16 protein-coding genes and 1 riboswitch are annotated in these 16,904 nt (G+C 68.1%); of the genes, 10 read left to right on the forward strand and 6 right to left on the reverse strand.

Annotated elements, in window-relative coordinates; genetic code table 11:
* Positions 1–4: 4 nt before the first annotated feature.
* The gene (locus ACFUO4_RS33770) at positions 5–382 is read right to left on the reverse strand and encodes a phage holin family protein (protein ID WP_079307503.1); all 378 of its coding nucleotides are present in this window, start codon (positions 380–382) and stop codon (positions 5–7) included.
* Positions 383–442: 60 nt separating this feature from the next.
* Between ACFUO4_RS33770 and ACFUO4_RS33775 the strand changes: the two genes are divergently transcribed.
* The 4 genes from ACFUO4_RS33775 to ACFUO4_RS33790 all read left to right on the forward strand — a co-directional run bounded on the left by ACFUO4_RS33775 (position 443) and on the right by ACFUO4_RS33790 (position 2,859).
* The gene (locus tag ACFUO4_RS33775; protein WP_079307501.1) at positions 443–760 is read left to right on the forward strand and encodes a cupin domain-containing protein; all 318 of its coding nucleotides are present in this window, start codon (positions 443–445) and stop codon (positions 758–760) included.
* Between the two features lie 147 nt (positions 761–907).
* On the forward strand, positions 908–1,120 hold the full coding sequence (locus ACFUO4_RS33780; protein ID WP_079307499.1) for a DUF5326 family protein: 213 nt from the start codon (positions 908–910) through the stop codon (positions 1,118–1,120).
* 350 nt (positions 1,121–1,470) lie between these two features.
* Entirely contained in the window at positions 1,471–2,322 is an 852-nt protein-coding gene (locus ACFUO4_RS33785; RefSeq protein ID WP_383491959.1) for an IclR family transcriptional regulator, read from the forward strand.
* A gap of 99 nt (positions 2,323–2,421) precedes the next feature.
* The gene (locus tag ACFUO4_RS33790; RefSeq protein ID WP_079307495.1) at positions 2,422–2,859 is read left to right on the forward strand and encodes an SsgA family sporulation/cell division regulator; all 438 of its coding nucleotides are present in this window, start codon (positions 2,422–2,424) and stop codon (positions 2,857–2,859) included.
* Between the two features lie 134 nt (positions 2,860–2,993).
* Here ACFUO4_RS33790 and ACFUO4_RS33795 read toward each other — a convergent pair whose 3' ends face one another.
* On the reverse strand, positions 2,994–4,817 hold the full coding sequence (locus ACFUO4_RS33795) for a YibE/F family protein (protein WP_383491961.1): 1,824 nt from the start codon (positions 4,815–4,817) through the stop codon (positions 2,994–2,996).
* A 71-nt stretch (positions 4,818–4,888) separates the two neighbouring features.
* A riboswitch (TPP riboswitch) is annotated at positions 4,889–5,078 on the forward strand.
* Here ACFUO4_RS33795 and thiC point away from each other — a divergent pair.
* The 3 genes from thiC (at position 5,071) to ACFUO4_RS33810 (ending at position 8,654) form a co-directional block, all read left to right on the forward strand.
* Positions 5,071–6,894 (forward strand): phosphomethylpyrimidine synthase ThiC, encoded by a 1,824-nt coding sequence (thiC, locus tag ACFUO4_RS33800; protein WP_383491963.1) that lies wholly within the window; start codon positions 5,071–5,073, stop codon positions 6,892–6,894. Its footprint overlaps the riboswitch before it by 8 nt.
* 99 nt (positions 6,895–6,993) lie before the next feature.
* On the forward strand, positions 6,994–7,971 hold the full coding sequence (locus tag ACFUO4_RS33805; RefSeq protein ID WP_383491965.1) for a hypothetical protein: 978 nt from the start codon (positions 6,994–6,996) through the stop codon (positions 7,969–7,971).
* 155 nt (positions 7,972–8,126) lie between these two features.
* A complete protein-coding gene (locus ACFUO4_RS33810) occupies positions 8,127–8,654 on the forward strand; it encodes a hypothetical protein (protein ID WP_383491967.1) in 528 nt (175 codons plus the stop codon).
* A gap of 71 nt (positions 8,655–8,725) precedes the next feature.
* On the opposite strand, the gene ACFUO4_RS33815 is transcribed toward ACFUO4_RS33810, so the two are convergent.
* The 3 genes from ACFUO4_RS33815 to ACFUO4_RS33825 form a co-directional block, all read right to left on the reverse strand.
* Positions 8,726–9,592: a hypothetical protein gene (locus ACFUO4_RS33815; protein WP_079307485.1), complete on the reverse strand. Its 867-nt coding sequence runs from the start codon at positions 9,590–9,592 to the stop codon at positions 8,726–8,728.
* A gap of 193 nt (positions 9,593–9,785) precedes the next feature.
* Positions 9,786–10,868 (reverse strand): metallophosphoesterase, encoded by a 1,083-nt coding sequence (locus ACFUO4_RS33820; RefSeq protein WP_383491969.1) that lies wholly within the window; start codon positions 10,866–10,868, stop codon positions 9,786–9,788.
* A gap of 222 nt (positions 10,869–11,090) precedes the next feature.
* Positions 11,091–12,203 carry a LacI family DNA-binding transcriptional regulator gene (locus tag ACFUO4_RS33825; RefSeq protein WP_079083271.1) on the reverse strand — a complete coding sequence of 371 codons (1,113 nt, stop codon included), beginning with the start codon at positions 12,201–12,203 and terminating at the stop codon, positions 11,091–11,093.
* Positions 12,204–12,632: 429 nt separating this feature from the next.
* Here ACFUO4_RS33825 and hisC point away from each other — a divergent pair, with 429 nt between their 5' ends.
* Positions 12,633–13,712, forward strand: a complete 1,080-nt coding sequence (gene hisC, locus ACFUO4_RS33830) for a histidinol-phosphate transaminase (protein WP_383491971.1) — start codon at positions 12,633–12,635, stop codon at positions 13,710–13,712.
* Between the two features lie 44 nt (positions 13,713–13,756).
* Here hisC and ACFUO4_RS33835 read toward each other — a convergent pair whose 3' ends face one another.
* Positions 13,757–14,131, reverse strand: a complete 375-nt coding sequence (locus tag ACFUO4_RS33835; protein ID WP_383491973.1) for a cyclophilin-like fold protein — start codon at positions 14,129–14,131, stop codon at positions 13,757–13,759.
* A gap of 228 nt (positions 14,132–14,359) precedes the next feature.
* Between ACFUO4_RS33835 and ACFUO4_RS33840 the strand changes: the two genes are divergently transcribed.
* Together ACFUO4_RS33840 and cydB are read left to right on the forward strand one after the other, a co-directional pair.
* Positions 14,360–15,874 carry a cytochrome ubiquinol oxidase subunit I gene (locus ACFUO4_RS33840; RefSeq protein ID WP_383491974.1) on the forward strand — a complete coding sequence of 505 codons (1,515 nt, stop codon included), beginning with the start codon at positions 14,360–14,362 and terminating at the stop codon, positions 15,872–15,874.
* 18 nt (positions 15,875–15,892) lie between these two features.
* Complete coding sequence (gene cydB, locus ACFUO4_RS33845; RefSeq protein ID WP_383491976.1) at positions 15,893–16,897, forward strand: cytochrome d ubiquinol oxidase subunit II; 1,005 nt, start codon at positions 15,893–15,895, stop codon at positions 16,895–16,897.
* Positions 16,898–16,904: the final 7 nt, after the last annotated feature.

The following is a 16,904-nucleotide window of genomic DNA, read 5'->3' on the forward strand; positions in this document are numbered from 1 at the left end:
GGGCTCAGTCCCCGTCGGGAAGGACGACGTTGAGCGCCCAGGACACGATCGAGATGATCAGGCCACCGACGACGGCGGTCCAGAAGCCGTCGACGTGGAAGCTCAGATCGAGCTTGTCGGCCAGCCACGACGTCAGCAGCAGCATCAGCGCGTTGACGACCAGGGTGAACAGACCGAGCGTGAGGATGAGCAGCGGGAGGCTGAGCAGCTTCACGACCGGCTTGACCAGGAAGTTCACCACGCCGAAGAGCAGCGCGACCAGGATCAGGGTGCCGATCTTCTTGCCCGTGCTGTCACCGGTCAGGGTGATCTTGTCGAGCAGCCATACGGCGACCGCCAGGGCGCCCGCGTTGGCGATCGTCTTGACTACGAAATTCTTCATGTGTCTGATCGTGGCAGAAGAGATCGGTTACCAGCAGTGTGACGAGGGTGGACAACGGCGATGAAGGCATTCCGGCTGGACGAACTGGAGGCGGAGCGCGCTTCCAACGAGGGCGCCTACCTGCAGTTTCTGCGGGAACGGAACATGTCCGTCGGCCTGTACGCGCTCGATGCCGGTGCGCATGATCCACAGAAGCCGCACAACCAGGACGAGGTCTACTTCGTCGTGAGCGGCCGTGCCGCGATCACGGTGGGTCTGGAGACGACCCAGGTGGCCCGTGGCAGCGTCGTGTACGTGCCGGCCGGTGTCGCCCACAAGTTCCACCACATCAGCGAGGATCTGCGGGTTCTGGTGGTCTTCTCTCCCCCGGAGAGCTGAGCCGTCGCCTCGGGGTTCCCTAGGGGTTCGATCAGGGGAGGACGAGGGGTGCGAGGCCCCCGTTCGGGCCCTTGCCCGTCCTAGCATCGAAGCAGGACATCGGAAGATCCGGTGACAAGAGAAGCCAGGACGAGAGAGGTAAGGGCGATGCGTGAGATCTTCGCGGGACTGCCGTGGTGGGTGAAGTGGGTCGCGGTGCCCGTCATCGCTCTGGTCGTGTTCGGCGGGCTGATAGCCAGCGTCCTGCACTTCGTCGTCTGGCTGCTGTTCAAGGCACTCGTCTTCGTGGCCCTGGTCGGCGGGCTCATCTACGTCGTACGGAAGTTCACGACGAGTTCCTCGTCGCGCAGCGACTGGTGAGGTCCGAGGGGGCATCGGTGTGACGGGCATCGGTGATCGGTAACAGGAATCACCGGTTCCCTCGCGAGAGGGAAGTTTTCGGCTCAGGCCGTCTGTGAGCGGTGGCGGGCGGTTAAAGTCCGGAATTCGACGCGGGGACGATCCCCCGCGAGCGGCGTACACCCCCTCCCGTGTCCCCCCGCACGGGCAGCCCCCTCGCGCTTCGGGAGTGACCCTTGGCCACGGTTGACACCGCACCCGCAGAACTCCACGTCCCCGTACAGACGGCGCCTCCGCCACGACCGGCGACTTCCGCTCGACAGGCCACGCCTGTACGACCAGAAGCTCCTCCCGTACGACCAACGGCCCCCGTGCGACCGGCAACTTCCGTCGGGCGGCACCCGGCGACGCCTGCCGAACGGCCTGCCCAACGGCAGGAGCAGGCGGAGCACGCCGACCAGCGGGAGCAGACCCACTCCACGACCCTGATCGGCTCCGTCCAGCGCGCGATGCGTCTGCTGGAGTCCGTCGCCGGGCATGAACACGGCGCCCCCGCCAAGCAACTGGCCCGCGAGACCGGCCTGGCCCTACCGACCGCCTATCACCTGCTGCGCACCCTCGTGCACGAGGGCTATCTGCGCCGGGACAAGGGCCTGTTCTTCCTCGGCGAGGCAACCGAGCGGCTGAGCAGCAGCGGGGCCAAGCAGAAACGTCGCAGCACGGTCGTCGAGGCGCTGGCCCACTGGCGGGACGTCATCGGCGTACCCGTGTACTACGCGACGTACCGCGAGGGCGAGATCGAGGTCATGTGCGTCTCCGACACCCCGGGCAACCCCGCGGTGGAGGAGTGGGCCGACTTCCGGGAGACCGGGCACGCGCACGCCATCGGTCAGTGTCTGCTGTCCCAACTCGACGAAAGCGCCCGCCGTGACCACCTCGAGCGCTACCCGGTGCAGGCGATCACCCCGTACACCGTGCACGACAACCACACCCTGCTCCGGCGCCTTGACCGGGTGGGGCGGATGGAGCCGGTCTTCGAGCACCAGGAGTACGCGCTCGGCACGGTGTGCGCGGCGATCCCGATCACGATCGGACCGACCGCTGCGACCCTGGCCATTTCTCTCCCCTCCCATCAGGCGGATCGTCTGATGGACGCCACACGTCAGTTGCAGAGCGAGATCGGACAGCTTCTGGGGTCGCTCGCGATCTCTATCAGTATCTGAAAACTCACTCCTTGTGATCTCTCGTATACGTTCAGCAAGATTCCATCAGAGTCAGAGGGATCATTCCCGGCCAGTCGACCGCAGATGACGGGGTAGACGATGGACGAGTCCGTACAGGCAGAGGTCATGATGAGCTTTCTCGTGTCCGAGGAGCTGTCGTTCCGTATCCCGGTGGAGCTGCGCTACGAGACCTGTGATCCCTACGCGGTGCGACTGACCTTCCACCTCCCCGGGGACGCCCCTGTGACCTGGGCCTTCGGCCGTGAGCTGCTGATCGACGGCGTGGGGCGGCCGAGCGGCGACGGGGACGTGCGCATCGCGCCGGCCGAGCACGAGACGCTCGGTGAGGTGCTGATCCGGCTTCAGGTCGGCGTCGACCAGGCGCTGTTCCGCTCGTCGACGGCGCCGCTCATCGCCTTCCTCGACCGCACCGACAAGCTGGTGCCACTGGGACAGGAAGGGGCGCTCGCGGACTTCGACGCCCACCTCGACGAGGCGCTGGACCGCATCCTGGCGGAGGAGCAGAGCGCGGGCTGAAGCATCACACCGGCAGGGAGGCGGAACGCTTCAGCGCGAGTGTGGAGGAGCGCAGGAACGCTTCTTCTGGGGGAGGGGTGGCGTTGTGCGGGTGTCGCTCTGTGTGTTCTGGCCGGCTCGGGGCCGGCCCGGCGTCAGTGCTTGCGGCGACGCCCGCGGCCACCCCTTGCGGCGGCCGGCTGCGGAGCCTGGGCGCCCTGTGTGCCGTAGGACCCGGCCTGTGTCCCCGCTTGTGAGGAGGCCTGCGTGCCCGCCGGAGTCGGCTCGCCGCCCGCCGGATCCGTGCCGGAGCCAGGCCGGTCGGCCGAGACCACCAGCGCGGCGAGGGCCGTCGTGACCGGGACGGACGCCACCAGGCCGATCGAGCCGACCAGCGTCCGCACGATCTCCTCCGCGACCAACTCGCTGTTGGCGACCGTCCCCACGCTGCTCTGCGCGATCGAGAAGAGCAGCAGCAGGGGCAACGCCGCGCCCGCATAGGCGAGGACGAGGGTGTTGACGACCGAGGCGATGTGGTCGCGGCCGATGCGGATGCCCGCGCGGTACAGCCCGCGCCAGCCCATCGAGGGGTTGGCCTCGTGCAGCTCCCAGACCGCCGAGGTCTGCGTGACCGTCACGTCGTCGAGTACACCGAGCGAGCCGATGATGACGCCGGCGAGCAGCAGACCGCTCATGTCGATCGACGGATACAGGCCGTGGATGAGACCGGTGTTGTCGTCGGTGTTGCCGGTGAGCGCCGCCCAGCCGATGAACAGCGAGCCGAGGATGCCGATCAACAGCAGCGAGATCAGCGTGCCGAGCACCGCGACGGAGGTTCTCGCCGACAGCCCGTGGCACAGGTACAGCGCGATCAGCATGATGGCGCTCGACCCGATCACGGCCACGACCAGCGGGTTCGAGCCCTGGAGGATCGCGGGCAGGATGAAGAAGTTCAGGATCATGAAGCTGATCGCCAGCGCGACCAGGGCCATGACACCGCGCAACCGACCCACGATCACGACGGCCAGGGCGAAGATGCCGGCGAGCAGGGCCATGGGGAACCGGCGGTTCACGTCGGTGACCGAGTACTGCAGGTCCTTCGGGGCGGAGGGCTCGTAGGCGACCACGACCTTCTGGCCCTCGTGCAGCTGCCGCGACTGGTCCGGCTGCACGATCTCGGTGAACGTACGGCCCTTGTCCTTCCCGGTGTCGACGCGGATGGTGGCCTTCTTGCAGGTGCCGCCGGCTTCTTGCTGGGCGGAGGAGCCCTCGGCGGTAGAGGTGTCGCCGGTCGGCGTCTCGCCCGAGGCGTTGACGGACTTGCAGCTCACCTCGTCGACCTTGGTGACGGTGGCCTGTTGGGTCTGCCGGTCGAAGCCGACGCCGGTGCGCTCGTGCGCGGGGGCACCGCCGGGCCACAGCACGGCGAGGCCCACCAGAACGGCGGCGCCGAACGGGATGAGGATCGCCGCGATGACCTTGCGCAGGTGCTGGGAGACGGGGGCTGCGGGGCCGTGGCTGTGACTGTGGCCGTGCGAGTGACCGTGCCCACCGCCACCGCCACCGCCACCGCCACCTCCCGCGCCACCGCCACCTCCCGTGCCACCGGCATCCCCTGCGCCGCTGCCTTCCCTTGGGAGGCCGCCGTGCCCGCCACCCGTGTCGTGGGCGTGCTCGTGGCTGTGGCCGGGTGCGCCGGGAGAGCGGTGACCGGGGTCGTGACCAGGGTGGTATCCGCCGCCGCTTGCCGACCCGCGTTCGACCCGGCCGCCGGGTCGGGGGCCGTGCTCGAATCCCCCGCCAGGGCCGGGCCCGTTCCAGCCGCTCGACCCGGACCCGTTCCAGTCATCCGACCCGGACTCGTGCCATTCGTCCGACCCAGGCCTGTTCCAGTCATCCGGCCCGGGCTGAGCGCCGCCTCTGCGGCCGGGGCCACGGGGTGGCTCGGGCGGATACGGGGGCTGCGGTGTCGTGGTCACCGACCGATCATCGCAAGAACGGCAGGGGCCCCCTGTTCACCGCGCCCGAATTGACGCTAGCGTGGAGCCACCTTTGTACACGCGGGAGCTCGGAGCACCGGGCTGAGAGGGCGCTGACCTCCGTCCCAGCGATGTTTCACGTGGAACGTCGTCACCAGTGAGTGACGTTGCCCACGAAACATCGACAGACGGAAACCGCTGCGTCGACCGCCGAACCTGTTACCGGGTAATGCCGGCGTAGGGAGTAGGTCTCATGACCATCAAGGACGCACGCACGCCTGCCTCCAGCCAGGACGAACAGCTCATCGCGGGCGAACAGTCCTCGGAGAGCGGGAAGTCCATCGGCTGGCACAAGGGGTACGTCGAGGGCTCGCGCCCCGACCTTCGAGTGCCGGTCCGTCAGGTGCACCTCACCAACGGGCAGTCGGTCACGCTGTACGACACATCGGGCCCGTACACCGATCCGCTGGTCGATACCGATGTCCGCCGGGGCCTGGCCCCGCTGCGGGAGAACTGGATCATCGCCCGCGGCGACACCGAGGAGTACGCGGGCCGTCCCGTCCGTCCTGAGGACGACGGCATCAAGCACACCTCGCCGCGGGGCGGCAATCTGCGCAACCTCGACGCGGTCTTCCCGGGGCGGCCCCGGCTGCCGCGCCGGAGCCGTGACGGCGGGGCGGTGACGCAGCTGGCGTATGCGCGCCGTGGCGAGATCACGCCCGAGATGGAGTACGTGGCCATCCGGGAGAACGTGGCGCCCGAGGTCGTGCGGGAGGAGATCGCGGCGGGGCGCGCGGTGCTCCCCGCGAACGTCAACCACCCGGAGATCGAGCCGATGATCATCGGCAAGCGGTTCCTGGTGAAGGTCAACGCCAACATCGGCAACTCCGCGGTCACCTCCTCCATCGAGGAGGAGGTCGAGAAGATGACCTGGGCGACCCGCTGGGGCGCCGACACGGTCATGGACCTGTCCACCGGCCGCAACATCCACACCACGCGTGAATGGGTGCTGCGCAACTCCCCCGTCCCCATCGGCACGGTGCCGCTCTACCAGGCGCTGGAGAAGGTCGACGGCAAGGCCGAGGAGCTGACCTGGGAGATCTACAAGGACACGGTCATCGAGCAGGCCGAGCAGGGCGTGGACTACATGACGGTCCACGCGGGCGTGCGTCTGCCGTACGTCCCGCTGACCGCCAACCGCAAGACGGGCATCGTCTCGCGCGGCGGCTCGATCATGGCGGCGTGGTGCCTCGCACACCACAAGGAGAGCTTCCTCTACGAGAACTTCGAGGAACTATGCGAGATCCTCGCCGCCTACGACGTCACGTACTCGCTCGGCGACGGCCTCCGGCCCGGCTCGATCGCGGACGCCAACGACGAGGCGCAGTTCGCGGAGTTGAGGACGCTCGGGGAACTCAACACGATCGCCAAGCGTTTCAACGTTCAGACCATGATCGAGGGCCCGGGGCATGTCCCGATGCACAAGATCAAGGAGAACATCGACCTTCAGCAGGAGATCTGCGAGGAGGCTCCGTTCTACACGCTCGGCCCGCTGACCACGGACGTCGCCCCGGCGTACGACCACATCACGTCGGGCATCGGCGCCGCGATGATCGCGTGGTGGGGCACAGCGATGCTCTGCTACGTCACGCCCAAGGAGCACTTGGGCCTGCCCAACCGTGACGACGTGAAGACCGGCGTCATCACCTACAAGATCGCGGCCCACGCGGCGGACCTCGCCAAGGGACACCCTGGCGCACAGGAGTGGGACGACGCCCTGTCGGACGCCCGCTTCGAGTTCCGCTGGGAGGACCAGTTCAACCTGGCCCTCGACCCCGACACGGCCCGGGAGTTCCACGACGAGACACTCCCGGCGGAGCCGGCCAAGACGGCCCACTTCTGCTCGATGTGCGGTCCGAAGTTCTGCTCGATGAAGATCAGCCAGAGCATCACGGAGCGGTTCGGTGGTGCGGCGGCCGAAGGGGCCTCGCCGGAGGAGGTCGCGGAGGGGATGCTGCAGAAGTCGAAGGAGTTCGCGGCGAGCGGGAACCGGGTGTACCTGCCGCTGGCGGACTGACGTCCGTCAATTGGCGCTGCTCCGAAGGAGAGTGCCTTCGGAGCGGCGCCATAGTGCGCCAGGGGAAGAGGGGGTGGTGGGGTCTTGATCGTTCTCAAAGTGACGGCTGAGGCGCAGTCGCTGGTGTGGGACGGCGATGAACTGGTCGATGTGGTGGGTGGGGGCCGCCGATGGGGTCCCGACGGCGTGGAGCGGCCTGCTTCGGTCATTTACGGGTCTCCCTTCGACCGGAGTGTCGTCTCCCCGTCCGGTCGCTACTCCGTCATCTATGCCGAGCGCGGTACCAAGGCCCTGCTGCTCGATGGTGACCGGCTCGTCCGGGAGCTGAACCGGAGCTACTACCAGGCTGATGCCTACGACTATCCGGTGGCGCTCGGGACGTTGCGGGACGGCCGCGAGGTTCTGGTCCACTGCCCGGAGGAATACAACGTCCTGGAGATCGAGGACGCGGATTCGGGAGAGCGGCTCACCGATGGCGACCGTCAACCCAAGGACGTCTTCCACTCCCGGCTGGCGGTGAGCCCCGATGGGACTCACCTGCTGTCGGCCGGCTGGGTGTGGCATCCGTACGGGGTGGTCGAAGTCTTCGACCTGACCAGTGCGTTGACCGACCCTGCGGTGCTCGACGGCCGTGGTGTGCTGCCTGAGGACCCGGGCATCGTCGCGGAGGTCGCCTCGGCCTGCTGGCTCGACAGTGACCGCCTGGCTGTCGCGACCACCGGCGAGGAGCCTCTCGACGATGAGGAGACCCCTGCTCTCGGCCCACGGCAACTGGGGGTGTGGTCGCTCTCCGCAGGGCGGTGGATCCATCGCAGCACTGTCGATTTCTGCCTCGGCACTCTGATCCCACGCGGCGACACGGTCGTCTCGCTGTACGGGCATCCGCGGCTGCTCGACGTCACGACGGGTGCCGTGGTGGCGGAGTGGCCCTCCGTGGAGGTGCCCCGAAGAGACGGCAGCTACGGCGTCACTCACATTCCGACCCCCGTCACCGCCCTGCACCCGGACGGCACCCGCCTGGCCGTGGCCCAGCCGGACATCATCGCGGTCATCACCCTTCCGGGAAGGGAGGACTAGAGATCGCGGACGGGTTGCACCAGAAGGCAAAGGAGTTCGCGGCGAGCGGGAACCGGGTGGATCTGCCGACGGCGCTTCGCCGAGCAGCTCGGTGACGAAGCCACCGTAGGCTGCCGGCCTGATGCTGGATCGGTAGGAGCGGGTGGGCTGCGGGCATGGGCATATGGGATGTGAAGCCTGACGACGAGCGGTTGCGATGGGCTCTGGAACCACTCATGGGCATTGGACCTTTGAGGTTCGGGATGGACCCCGCCGAGGTCGCCGATGTACTTGGCGAGGCGGCGGCCGACCACTCCACGAGCATTCCGTGGGGCGACACCGTGACGCGTCAGGAGCGGTTCACCGGGGTGGGCCTGACGGTCTACTACGCGGATGAGGTCCGCTTGGCCGGCGCAACGGTGGACGCGCGCTTTGGACCTCAGGTCCTGTCCGACGGTACGGCGCTGGTTGGGCGGGCGCCCTCGGAGATGGAGCAGTGGCTCATCGATCGGGCCGAGGTGAGAGAGCCCTACACCGAACTCTTCTTCATGCCCGGGGCCGACCCCGGCTCACAGTCGCTCGGGCTCGTGATGTGCGGACAGAGGGCCGGAGACGTCGTCCTGACCCGGCCGGTCTTCCTCTCGCCTGAATGGATCGACGACGCCTACCACCGTCTCCCGGCCTCGGAATGGGCGACGTTCTGAAGCCGACCGCCGGACATCCGGCTTGCGCTCCCCCGGAGGCGTTGGTCGCGGCGAGGGGCGCAAGCCGGAGGTCACTCCGGCTGGTGTTCGGGGCCGCCGAAGTCCGGGCTGGTGTAGTCCGGGCTGGTGAAGCTGGGGCGGGAGCCCGAGGGGCCGTCGTCCGGGCTGCTGAAGCCCGGCCGGTCGTAGCCGAGGTTCGGCATGCGGCTGGGCGTCTGCGGTGGCGTGCGGTGCAGGGCGGCCGCGGTGCCGGGGTCCGCCAGGGCGTCCCGCAGGAAGGGCAGGACACCCCGCTCCAGCAGGGCGTCGTGCCAGGCTTCCCTGGCGCGGGCGACCTCCCCGGTCAGCTCGGCGTACGGCCCGGTGTCGACGAGCGAGGGGCGGTTGCGCAGAGCGGTGAGGAGGAGCCCCACGGCGGCGACCAGGATCGCCACCGCCGTCATCGCACCGAAGACCCAACCCGTGGTCAGCATCGTCTTCGCGAACGCCTGTTCGGGGTCGAGCATCTTGAGGATGTAGCCGACCAGCAGGAATATCGCCGCGGCGGTTCCGGCGAGGACGGGAGCCAGCACCGCGACGACGGCGACGGCGCCCGCGCCGGCGGTCTCGGCGACCTCTCCCATGGTGGCGGCGAGCCCCGCCGCGCCGGAACCGGACTCCGCGGAGCCGGTCTCGCGCACGGACGTCGGGGTGGACGGCGCCGGCTGGCGCAGTTCCTCGCGGACCTTCACGTAGTGCTGGTACTCGGTCGCCGCGGCCGCCGTGATGATCGCGGTGGCGTTCAGCGCCATGGTGCGCAGCTGTTCGGGATTGAGCCGCTGTCCCACAGCGGCCAGTTCCGGGCGGTGTGGGGCGGAGCGCAGCGCCTCATCGAGGATCCGCTCGTATTCCTGGCGGTCCTCGCTCAGCAGGTGCTGCGGAACGCTGTTCATGTGCATCCCCCGATGCTCCGTAGGGCTTGGGGCTCGCATGACTGTGAGCCGTCGGGCAGAAACGGAGGGGAGCCTGCTACGGATAAGCCGATGGTAGAGCGGTCACCGCACAGGTTGACAGGGGGTTTCCAGAAATTGGGCCCTGGCCTGCGCGGTCTCCGATCGCTCCGGCATGGGGGATCGTCTGCCCGCTGAACCTTCAGATATTCAGCGGAAGTTGCTGGACCAGCAGCTTTCCGGCCATGGTCACGCCGCCGTCCATCGCGATGGCCAGCCCGTCGGCGTAGACGTGCGGTCCCTCGACCACGGGGCCGCCCCCGTCCTCGCCGTCCTCGGAGCCGACTTCGCCCAGGAGGTAGGGAATCGGGCTGTGCCCGTGAACGATCCGGGTCCCGCCGTACGTATCGAGCAGGGAGCGCACATGGTCGGCGCCGCCCTCGTCGCGGAAGGAGAAGCGCTTGGTGAACTTGCGGAACAGGTCCCACACCTCGTCCGCGTCGTTGCGCGTGAGGGTCTCGCGGACCGTGTCGTTGACCGCCTCGATCGAGTCGCCGTAGTCGAGGTAGGCGGTGGTGTCCGAGTGGACGAGCAGATGACCGTCGACGGCCTCCATGGCGTCGAGGCGGGCCATCCACTGCAGGTGGTGGTCCTGGAGGCGGTCCATGTCGGTCTTCTGCCCGCCGTTGAGCAGCCAGGCCGCCTGGAAGGTGGCGGTGCCCGCGCCGGAGTTGACGGGGGTGTCGCCGAAGCGCTTCGCGCCGATCAGCAGCAGCTCGTGGTTGCCCATGAGGGCCTTGCAGTAGCCGCCGGCCGCGGCGGCCTCCGCGGACAGCCGCATCACGAGGTCGATGACGCCGATGCCGTCCGGACCGCGGTCGGTGAAGTCGCCGAGGAACCACAGCCGGGCGGTGCCGGCGCACCAGTTGCCCGCGGAGTCGATGAGGCCCTTCTCGTGGAGGGCCGCCACCAGCTCGTCGAGATAGCCGTGGACATCGCCTACGACGAACAGGGCGCCCGGTCCGTCCACGGGCTGCGGGACCACGGTCGGGTCGACGCTCACCTGAAGCGTGTCACCACGGTTGACGACCGGAAGGTTCCGTTCCGTCGGGGTGTACCCCTCCGGGTAGGCCTCGGGGTACGCCTCCTCGTGGGGCGGCGCGACGTCGCCGGGGTGCGTGCTGTGGCCGTACGGACCGGTCTCGTGGACGTACGCGGGCACCCGGAAGTCGCGCAACGTCGCCGTCCGCTCCGCCTCGGGTCCCTGACCGGCCCCCTGAGTCATCAGACCCCTCCACCATCGCGCCGCATCTGCACCGCTTCGGACTGCCTGGTCGCAGCGGCCCGCGGTGTCGTGGGCCCATCATAGGAATGCGGATCGCGCCATGTGATGACCCAGGGGTGGTGAATCGGCGCAAGAGTCCAGTTCACCGCGGCTTTCGCCCCGATTGGGCCGGGCTTCGGCCACCTGCTGACGACCCGGTGACGGCCGTACGACGTCCGCGTTCTACTTCTCCTCCGGTGACCGGGGCGGGCTGACGGTCGTCCGCGGCGGGCGGCGCTGGGACGACGTGCGCACGATCAGCTCGGTCGGTATCACCTGCTCGACCGGCTGGTCCGATTCGACCCCCTCGATGGCGTCGATGAGGAGCTGGACGACCGCGGTGCCGATGCGCCGCGGCTTCAGCGAGAGGGTGGTGATGGGCGGCTCGGTGCTGGCGTACACGGTGGATTCGCTGCAGCAGACCAGAAGCAGGTCCTCCGGTACGCGCAGTCCGTAGCGGCGGGCGGCGGCGAGCAGGTCGGTGCCGTTGGGGTCGAACAGCCCGTAGACGGCGTCCGGCCGGTCGGGCCGGGCCAGCAGCCGGTCGGCGGCGACGGCGCCCGCACACGGGTCGTGGGCCGGATAGGCCTCGTACACGGGGTCCTGGCCGACGCGTTCGCACCAGCGCAGGTACGCCGTCGTGGACAGATGGGTGTACGTGTCGGTCGAGGTCCCCGTCAGCAGGCCGATGCGGCGGGCGCCGGCGTCGGCCAGGTGGTCGAGGATGCCGAGCACGGCGGCCTCGTGGTCGTTGTCGACCCACGCGGTCACCGGGAGCTCGCCGGCCGGGCGGCCGTCGGAGACCACCGGCAGTCCTTGCCGGACCAGTTCGCTGACGACCGGGTCCTGGTCGGACGGATCGATGACGACCGTGCCGTCCAGGGCGACGTTCGACCACACGTCGTGGCGCGAGGTGGCCGGGAGGATCACGAGCGCGTAGCCGCGGGCGAGCGCGGCCGAGGTGGCGGCCCGGGCCATCTCGGCGAAGTACGCGAACTCCGTGAAGGTGAAAGGTTCATCCCCGTATGTCGTCACGGTCAGGCCGATGAGTCCCGACTTGCCGGTACGGAGGGTTCGGGCCGCCGCCGAGGGGCGATACCCCAGTCGGTCGGCGACTTCTCGGACATGGCGCCGGGTGGCGTCCGGGAGCCGGCCCTTGCCGTTGAGGGCATCGGAGACGGTCGTGATGGAGACTCCGGCGGCGGCGGCCACATCTCTGATGCCCGCCCGGCCCGGCCGGCTGCCTCGACGTGAGGTTTCCGCGCGGCTCACCTGGTGCTTCCCTGCTGCTGTCATGGCGAGCCGATAGTAGGGCTCATGCGGTGGGGTAGTGCGGACGCATATGCACGCGTTGACAGGCACGTTTCTGCATGGTCATTACCCGTCAATTCCCTTCGAATAAAAGGGAGTTGAGCGATTCAATGCCACTACGTGACTTGTCGGCACGCATGAGCCTGCCAAGTCCTCGATGTTTCGAAGAGGTCTCAACTCACCTTCACGAGGGATGCGCGCCACGGCGCGCACCACCGGCGCATAGATATATGTGAGAGCGCCCTGCGATTCGTCTGCCTTCGGGCGGTGATGCCCCTGATGCCTGTGTGGCTGGTGGGGTTCGAGATCTCCTGCGTCTCCCCTGTACGCACCGGCGCCGAATCCTCATAAGGTGTGGAGTATTGGAAGCCGGCGGCGGCGACGGGGCCGCCGGTGGTCGCGAGGAGGACTGCGGTGAGCGAGACGAGCCCCAAGCTGCGCGCCGAGCTGGAGGGTATCCCCACCTACAAGCCGGGCAAGCCCGCCGCGGCCGGCGGCCCGGTCGCCTACAAACTCTCCTCCAACGAGAACCCCTATCCGCCCCTTCCGGGCGTGATGGAGAGCGTCACGGCGGCGGCCTCGTCCTTCAACCGCTACCCGGACATGGCCTGCACGGGCCTGATGAACGAGTTGTCCGAGCGCTTCGGCGTCCCGCTCGCGCACCTGGCCACCGGCACGGGTTCGGTCGGCGTCGCCCAGCAGCTGATCCAGGCGACCTCGGGACCCGGCGACGAGGTCATCTACGCCTGGCGGTCCTTCGAGGCGTACCCGATCATCACGCAGATCAGCGGTGCGACCTCGGTGAAGGTGCCGCTGACGCCCGGTGATGTGCACGACCTGGACGCGATGGCCGCGGCCATCACCGACCGGACGCGGCTGATCTTCGTCTGCAACCCCAACAACCCGACGGGCACGGTCGTGCGGCGGGCGGAGCTGGAGCGCTTCCTCGACCGGGTGCCCAGCGATGTGCTCGTCGTCCTCGACGAGGCGTACCGCGAGTTCATCCGCGACAACGAGGTGCCGGACGGCGTGGAGCTCTATCGCGACCGTCCCAACGTCTGCGTTCTGCGGACCTTCTCCAAGGCCTACGGTCTCGCCGGCCTCCGTGTCGGGTTCGCCATCGCCCATGAGCCGGTGGCGGCGGCGCTGCGCAAGACCGCGGTGCCCTTCGGCGTCAGCCAGCTCGCGCAGGAGGCGGCGATCGCGTCGCTGCGTGCGGAGGACGAACTGCTCGGCCGGGTGGGCTCCCTGGTGTGTGAGCGCAACCGCGTGGTCGAGGGGCTGCGCGCTCAGGGCTGGACGGTGCCCGAGACCCAGGCCAATTTCGTGTGGCTGCGGCTGGGGGAGCGCACGGTGGACTTCGCGGCGGCGTGCGAACGGCACGGCGTGGTGGTCCGGCCGTTCCCGGGCGAGGGTGTGCGGGTGACGGTCGGGGAAGCCGAGGCGAACGACATCTTCCTGAAGGTGGCGGAAGGGTTCCGCAAGGAGCTCTAGTTCTCCTTTCGCAAGGAGTTCTAGCTCTCCGTCCGTAAGGAGCTCTAGCTCTCCACCCGTTCGACGCGGACGGGGTCGCCGTCCCGCACGGACGCCAACAGATCCGGGTCGCTGTCCAGCCGGCCCACAACATTGCACGGACTCGCGAGGCGGCACTCGTCGCCCCGCGAGATCGGCGTGGGCCCGTAGGGGAGCGCGAGGGCGTCGCCGTCGGTCCAGAAGGCCACGGTGCCGGGCTCCACGATCTGCCGGGCGCTTGTTTCACGTGGAACCGAGACGCCGGTGTCGAAGTAGACCTCCTGTCCCCAGGTGTGGGCGGTGGAGACGAGCGGCAGCGCCTTGGCGAGAGCCTCGGCTGTCGAAGTGTCGTCGAGGGTCGCGGTGAGATGGCCGGAGGGCCAGGAGATCCGTATCTGCATGGCCGGTCATTCAACAATATGTTGAAGTTGCTGCCAAGAGGTGCCGCGCGGCCCGTGTGTGCAGTGCCACACGGCCCAATCGGGGCCCCCGGGTCGGCGTCGAAAATCAGTGCGTCATAATTGCTTGTGAATGTGAACGCGTTCACAAGCGTGTCCCGGTTGCTCCATTGATGTGTGACATAAGGGGCAAACTGCCGATGTACCACGGCACGTAAGGAGACTGACGACGTGGACCTGGCTCTGGCGCCGGAGACACTGGCGCGATGGCAGTTCGGCATCACCACCGTCTACCACTTCCTCTTCGTCCCCCTGACGATCTCGCTCGCGGCCCTCACGGCCGGCCTGCAGACCGCCTGGGTGCGCACGGAGAAGGAGAAGTACCTCAGAGCGACGAAGTTCTGGGGCAAGCTCTTCCTGATCAACATCGCGATGGGTGTGGTCACCGGCATCGTGCAGGAGTTCCAGTTCGGCATGAACTGGTCCGACTACTCGCGGTTCGTCGGTGACATCTTCGGCGCCCCGCTCGCCTTCGAGGCCTTGATCGCCTTCTTCTTCGAGTCCACGTTCATCGGGCTGTGGATCTTCGGCTGGGACAAGCTGCCGAAGAAGATCCACCTGGCCTGCATCTGGATGGTCTCGATCGGCACGATCCTGTCGGCGTACTTCATCCTCGCGGCCAACTCGTGGATGCAGCACCCGGTCGGCTACAAGATCAACGAGGCGAAGGGGAGGGCAGAACTCACCGACTTCTGGGCGGTGCTGACGCAGAACACCGCGCTCGCCCAGGCCTTCCACACCCTGTCCGCCGCGTTCCTGACCGGTGGCGCCTTCATGGTCGGCGTCTCCGCCTTCCACCTGCTGCGCAAGAAGCACATCAGCGACATGAAGACCTCGCTGCGGCTCGGCCTGGTCACCGTCATCGTCGGTGGTCTGCTCACCGCGGTCAGCGGCGACACCCTCGGCAAGATCATGTACGAGCAGCAGCCGATGAAGATGGCCGCCGCCGAGGCCCTGTGGGACGGCGAGAAGCCGGCACCCTTCTCGGTCTTCGCCGTCGGTGACGTCGACAAGGGCCACAACAAGGTCGCCATAGAGATCCCGGGCCTGCTGTCCTTCCTGGCCAAGGACGACTTCACCTCGTACGTCCCCGGCATCAACGACATCAACAAGATGGAGCAGGAGAAGTACGGGCCCGGCGACTACCGGCCCAACATCCCCGTCGCCTACTGGGGCTTCCGCTGGATGATCGGCTTCGGCATGACGTCCTTCACGATCGGCCTGCTCGGACTCTGGCTGACCCGCAAGAAGTTCCTGCTGCCGCAGCACCTGCGGGTGGCCGACGACGAGGTGCCGCATCTCGTGCTGCTGCCCCGCGGCAAGAAGGCCCTCGGCCCGAAGCTCACCACGTGGTACTGGCGGATCGCCGTCCTGACCATGGGCTTCCCGCTGATCGCCAACTCCTGGGGCTGGATCTTCACCGAGATGGGCCGCCAGCCGTGGGTCGTCTACGGCGTCCTGCAGACCCGCCACGCGGTCTCCCCCGGTGTCTCCCAGGCCGAGGTCCTCACCTCGATGATCGTCTTCACCACGCTGTACGCCATCCTCGCCGTCGTCGAGGTCAAGCTGCTCGTGAAGTACGTCAAGGCGGGACCGCCCGAGCTCACCGAGGCCGACCTCAACCCGCCCACGAAGATCGGCGGCGACACCCGTGACGCCGACAAGCCGATGGCCTTCTCGTACTAGGCCGAGGGAGATCGAGTCATGGAACTTCACGACGTCTGGTTCGTGCTCATCGCCGTCCTGTGGACCGGCTACTTCTTCCTGGAGGGCTTCGACTTCGGGGTCGGCATCCTCACCAAGCTGCTGGCCCGCAACCGGCCCGAGAAGCGGGTGCTGATCAACACGATCGGCCCCGTCTGGGACGGCAACGAGGTCTGGCTGCTCACCGCGGGCGGCGCGACCTTCGCCGCGTTCCCCGAGTGGTATGCCACGCTCTTCTCCGGCTTCTACCTGCCGCTGCTGATCATCCTGGTCTGCCTGATCGTCCGCGGTGTCGCCTTCGAGTACCGGGCGAAGCGGCCCGAGGAGAACTGGCAGCGCAACTGGGAGACCGCGATCTTCTGGACCTCGCTCATCCCGGCCTTCCTGTGGGGCGTTGCCTTCGGCAACATCGTGCGGGGCGTGAAGATCGACGAGAACTTCGAGTACGTCGGCACCTTCTGGGACCTGCTCAACCCCTACGCCCTCCTCGGCGGCCTGGTGACGCTCACGCTGTTCACCTTCCACGGGGCGGTGTTCACGGCGCTCAAGACCGTCGGGGACATCCGGGAACGGGCCCGCAAGCTGGCGCTCCAGGTCGGGCTCGTCACGGCCGTGTTCGCGGTGATCTTCCTGCTGTGGACGCAGGTCGACAGCGGTGACGGCAAGAGCCTGGTGGCCCTGGTCGTGGCCGTCGCCGCCCTGGTCGCCGCCCTGGTGGCCAATCAGGCCGGGCGTGAGGGCTGGTCGTTCGCGCTGTCCGGCGTGACCATCGTGGCCGCCGTGGCAATGCTCTTCCTGTCGCTCTTCCCGAACGTCATGCCGTCCTCGCTCCATGAGGACTGGAGCCTGACGGTCACCAACGCCTCGTCGAGCCCGTACACCCTGAAGATCATGACCTGGTGTGCGGCGATCGCCACGCCGGTCGTCCTGCTCTACCAGGGCTGGACCTACTGGGTGTTCCGCAAGCGCATCGGAACGCAGCACATCGCCGAAGCCACGCATTGAGGTGTGT

Origin of the sequence: Streptomyces sp. NPDC057280, assembly GCF_042668605.1 — a bacterium.
Classification (GTDB): Bacteria; Actinomycetota; Actinomycetes; order Streptomycetales; family Streptomycetaceae; genus Streptomyces.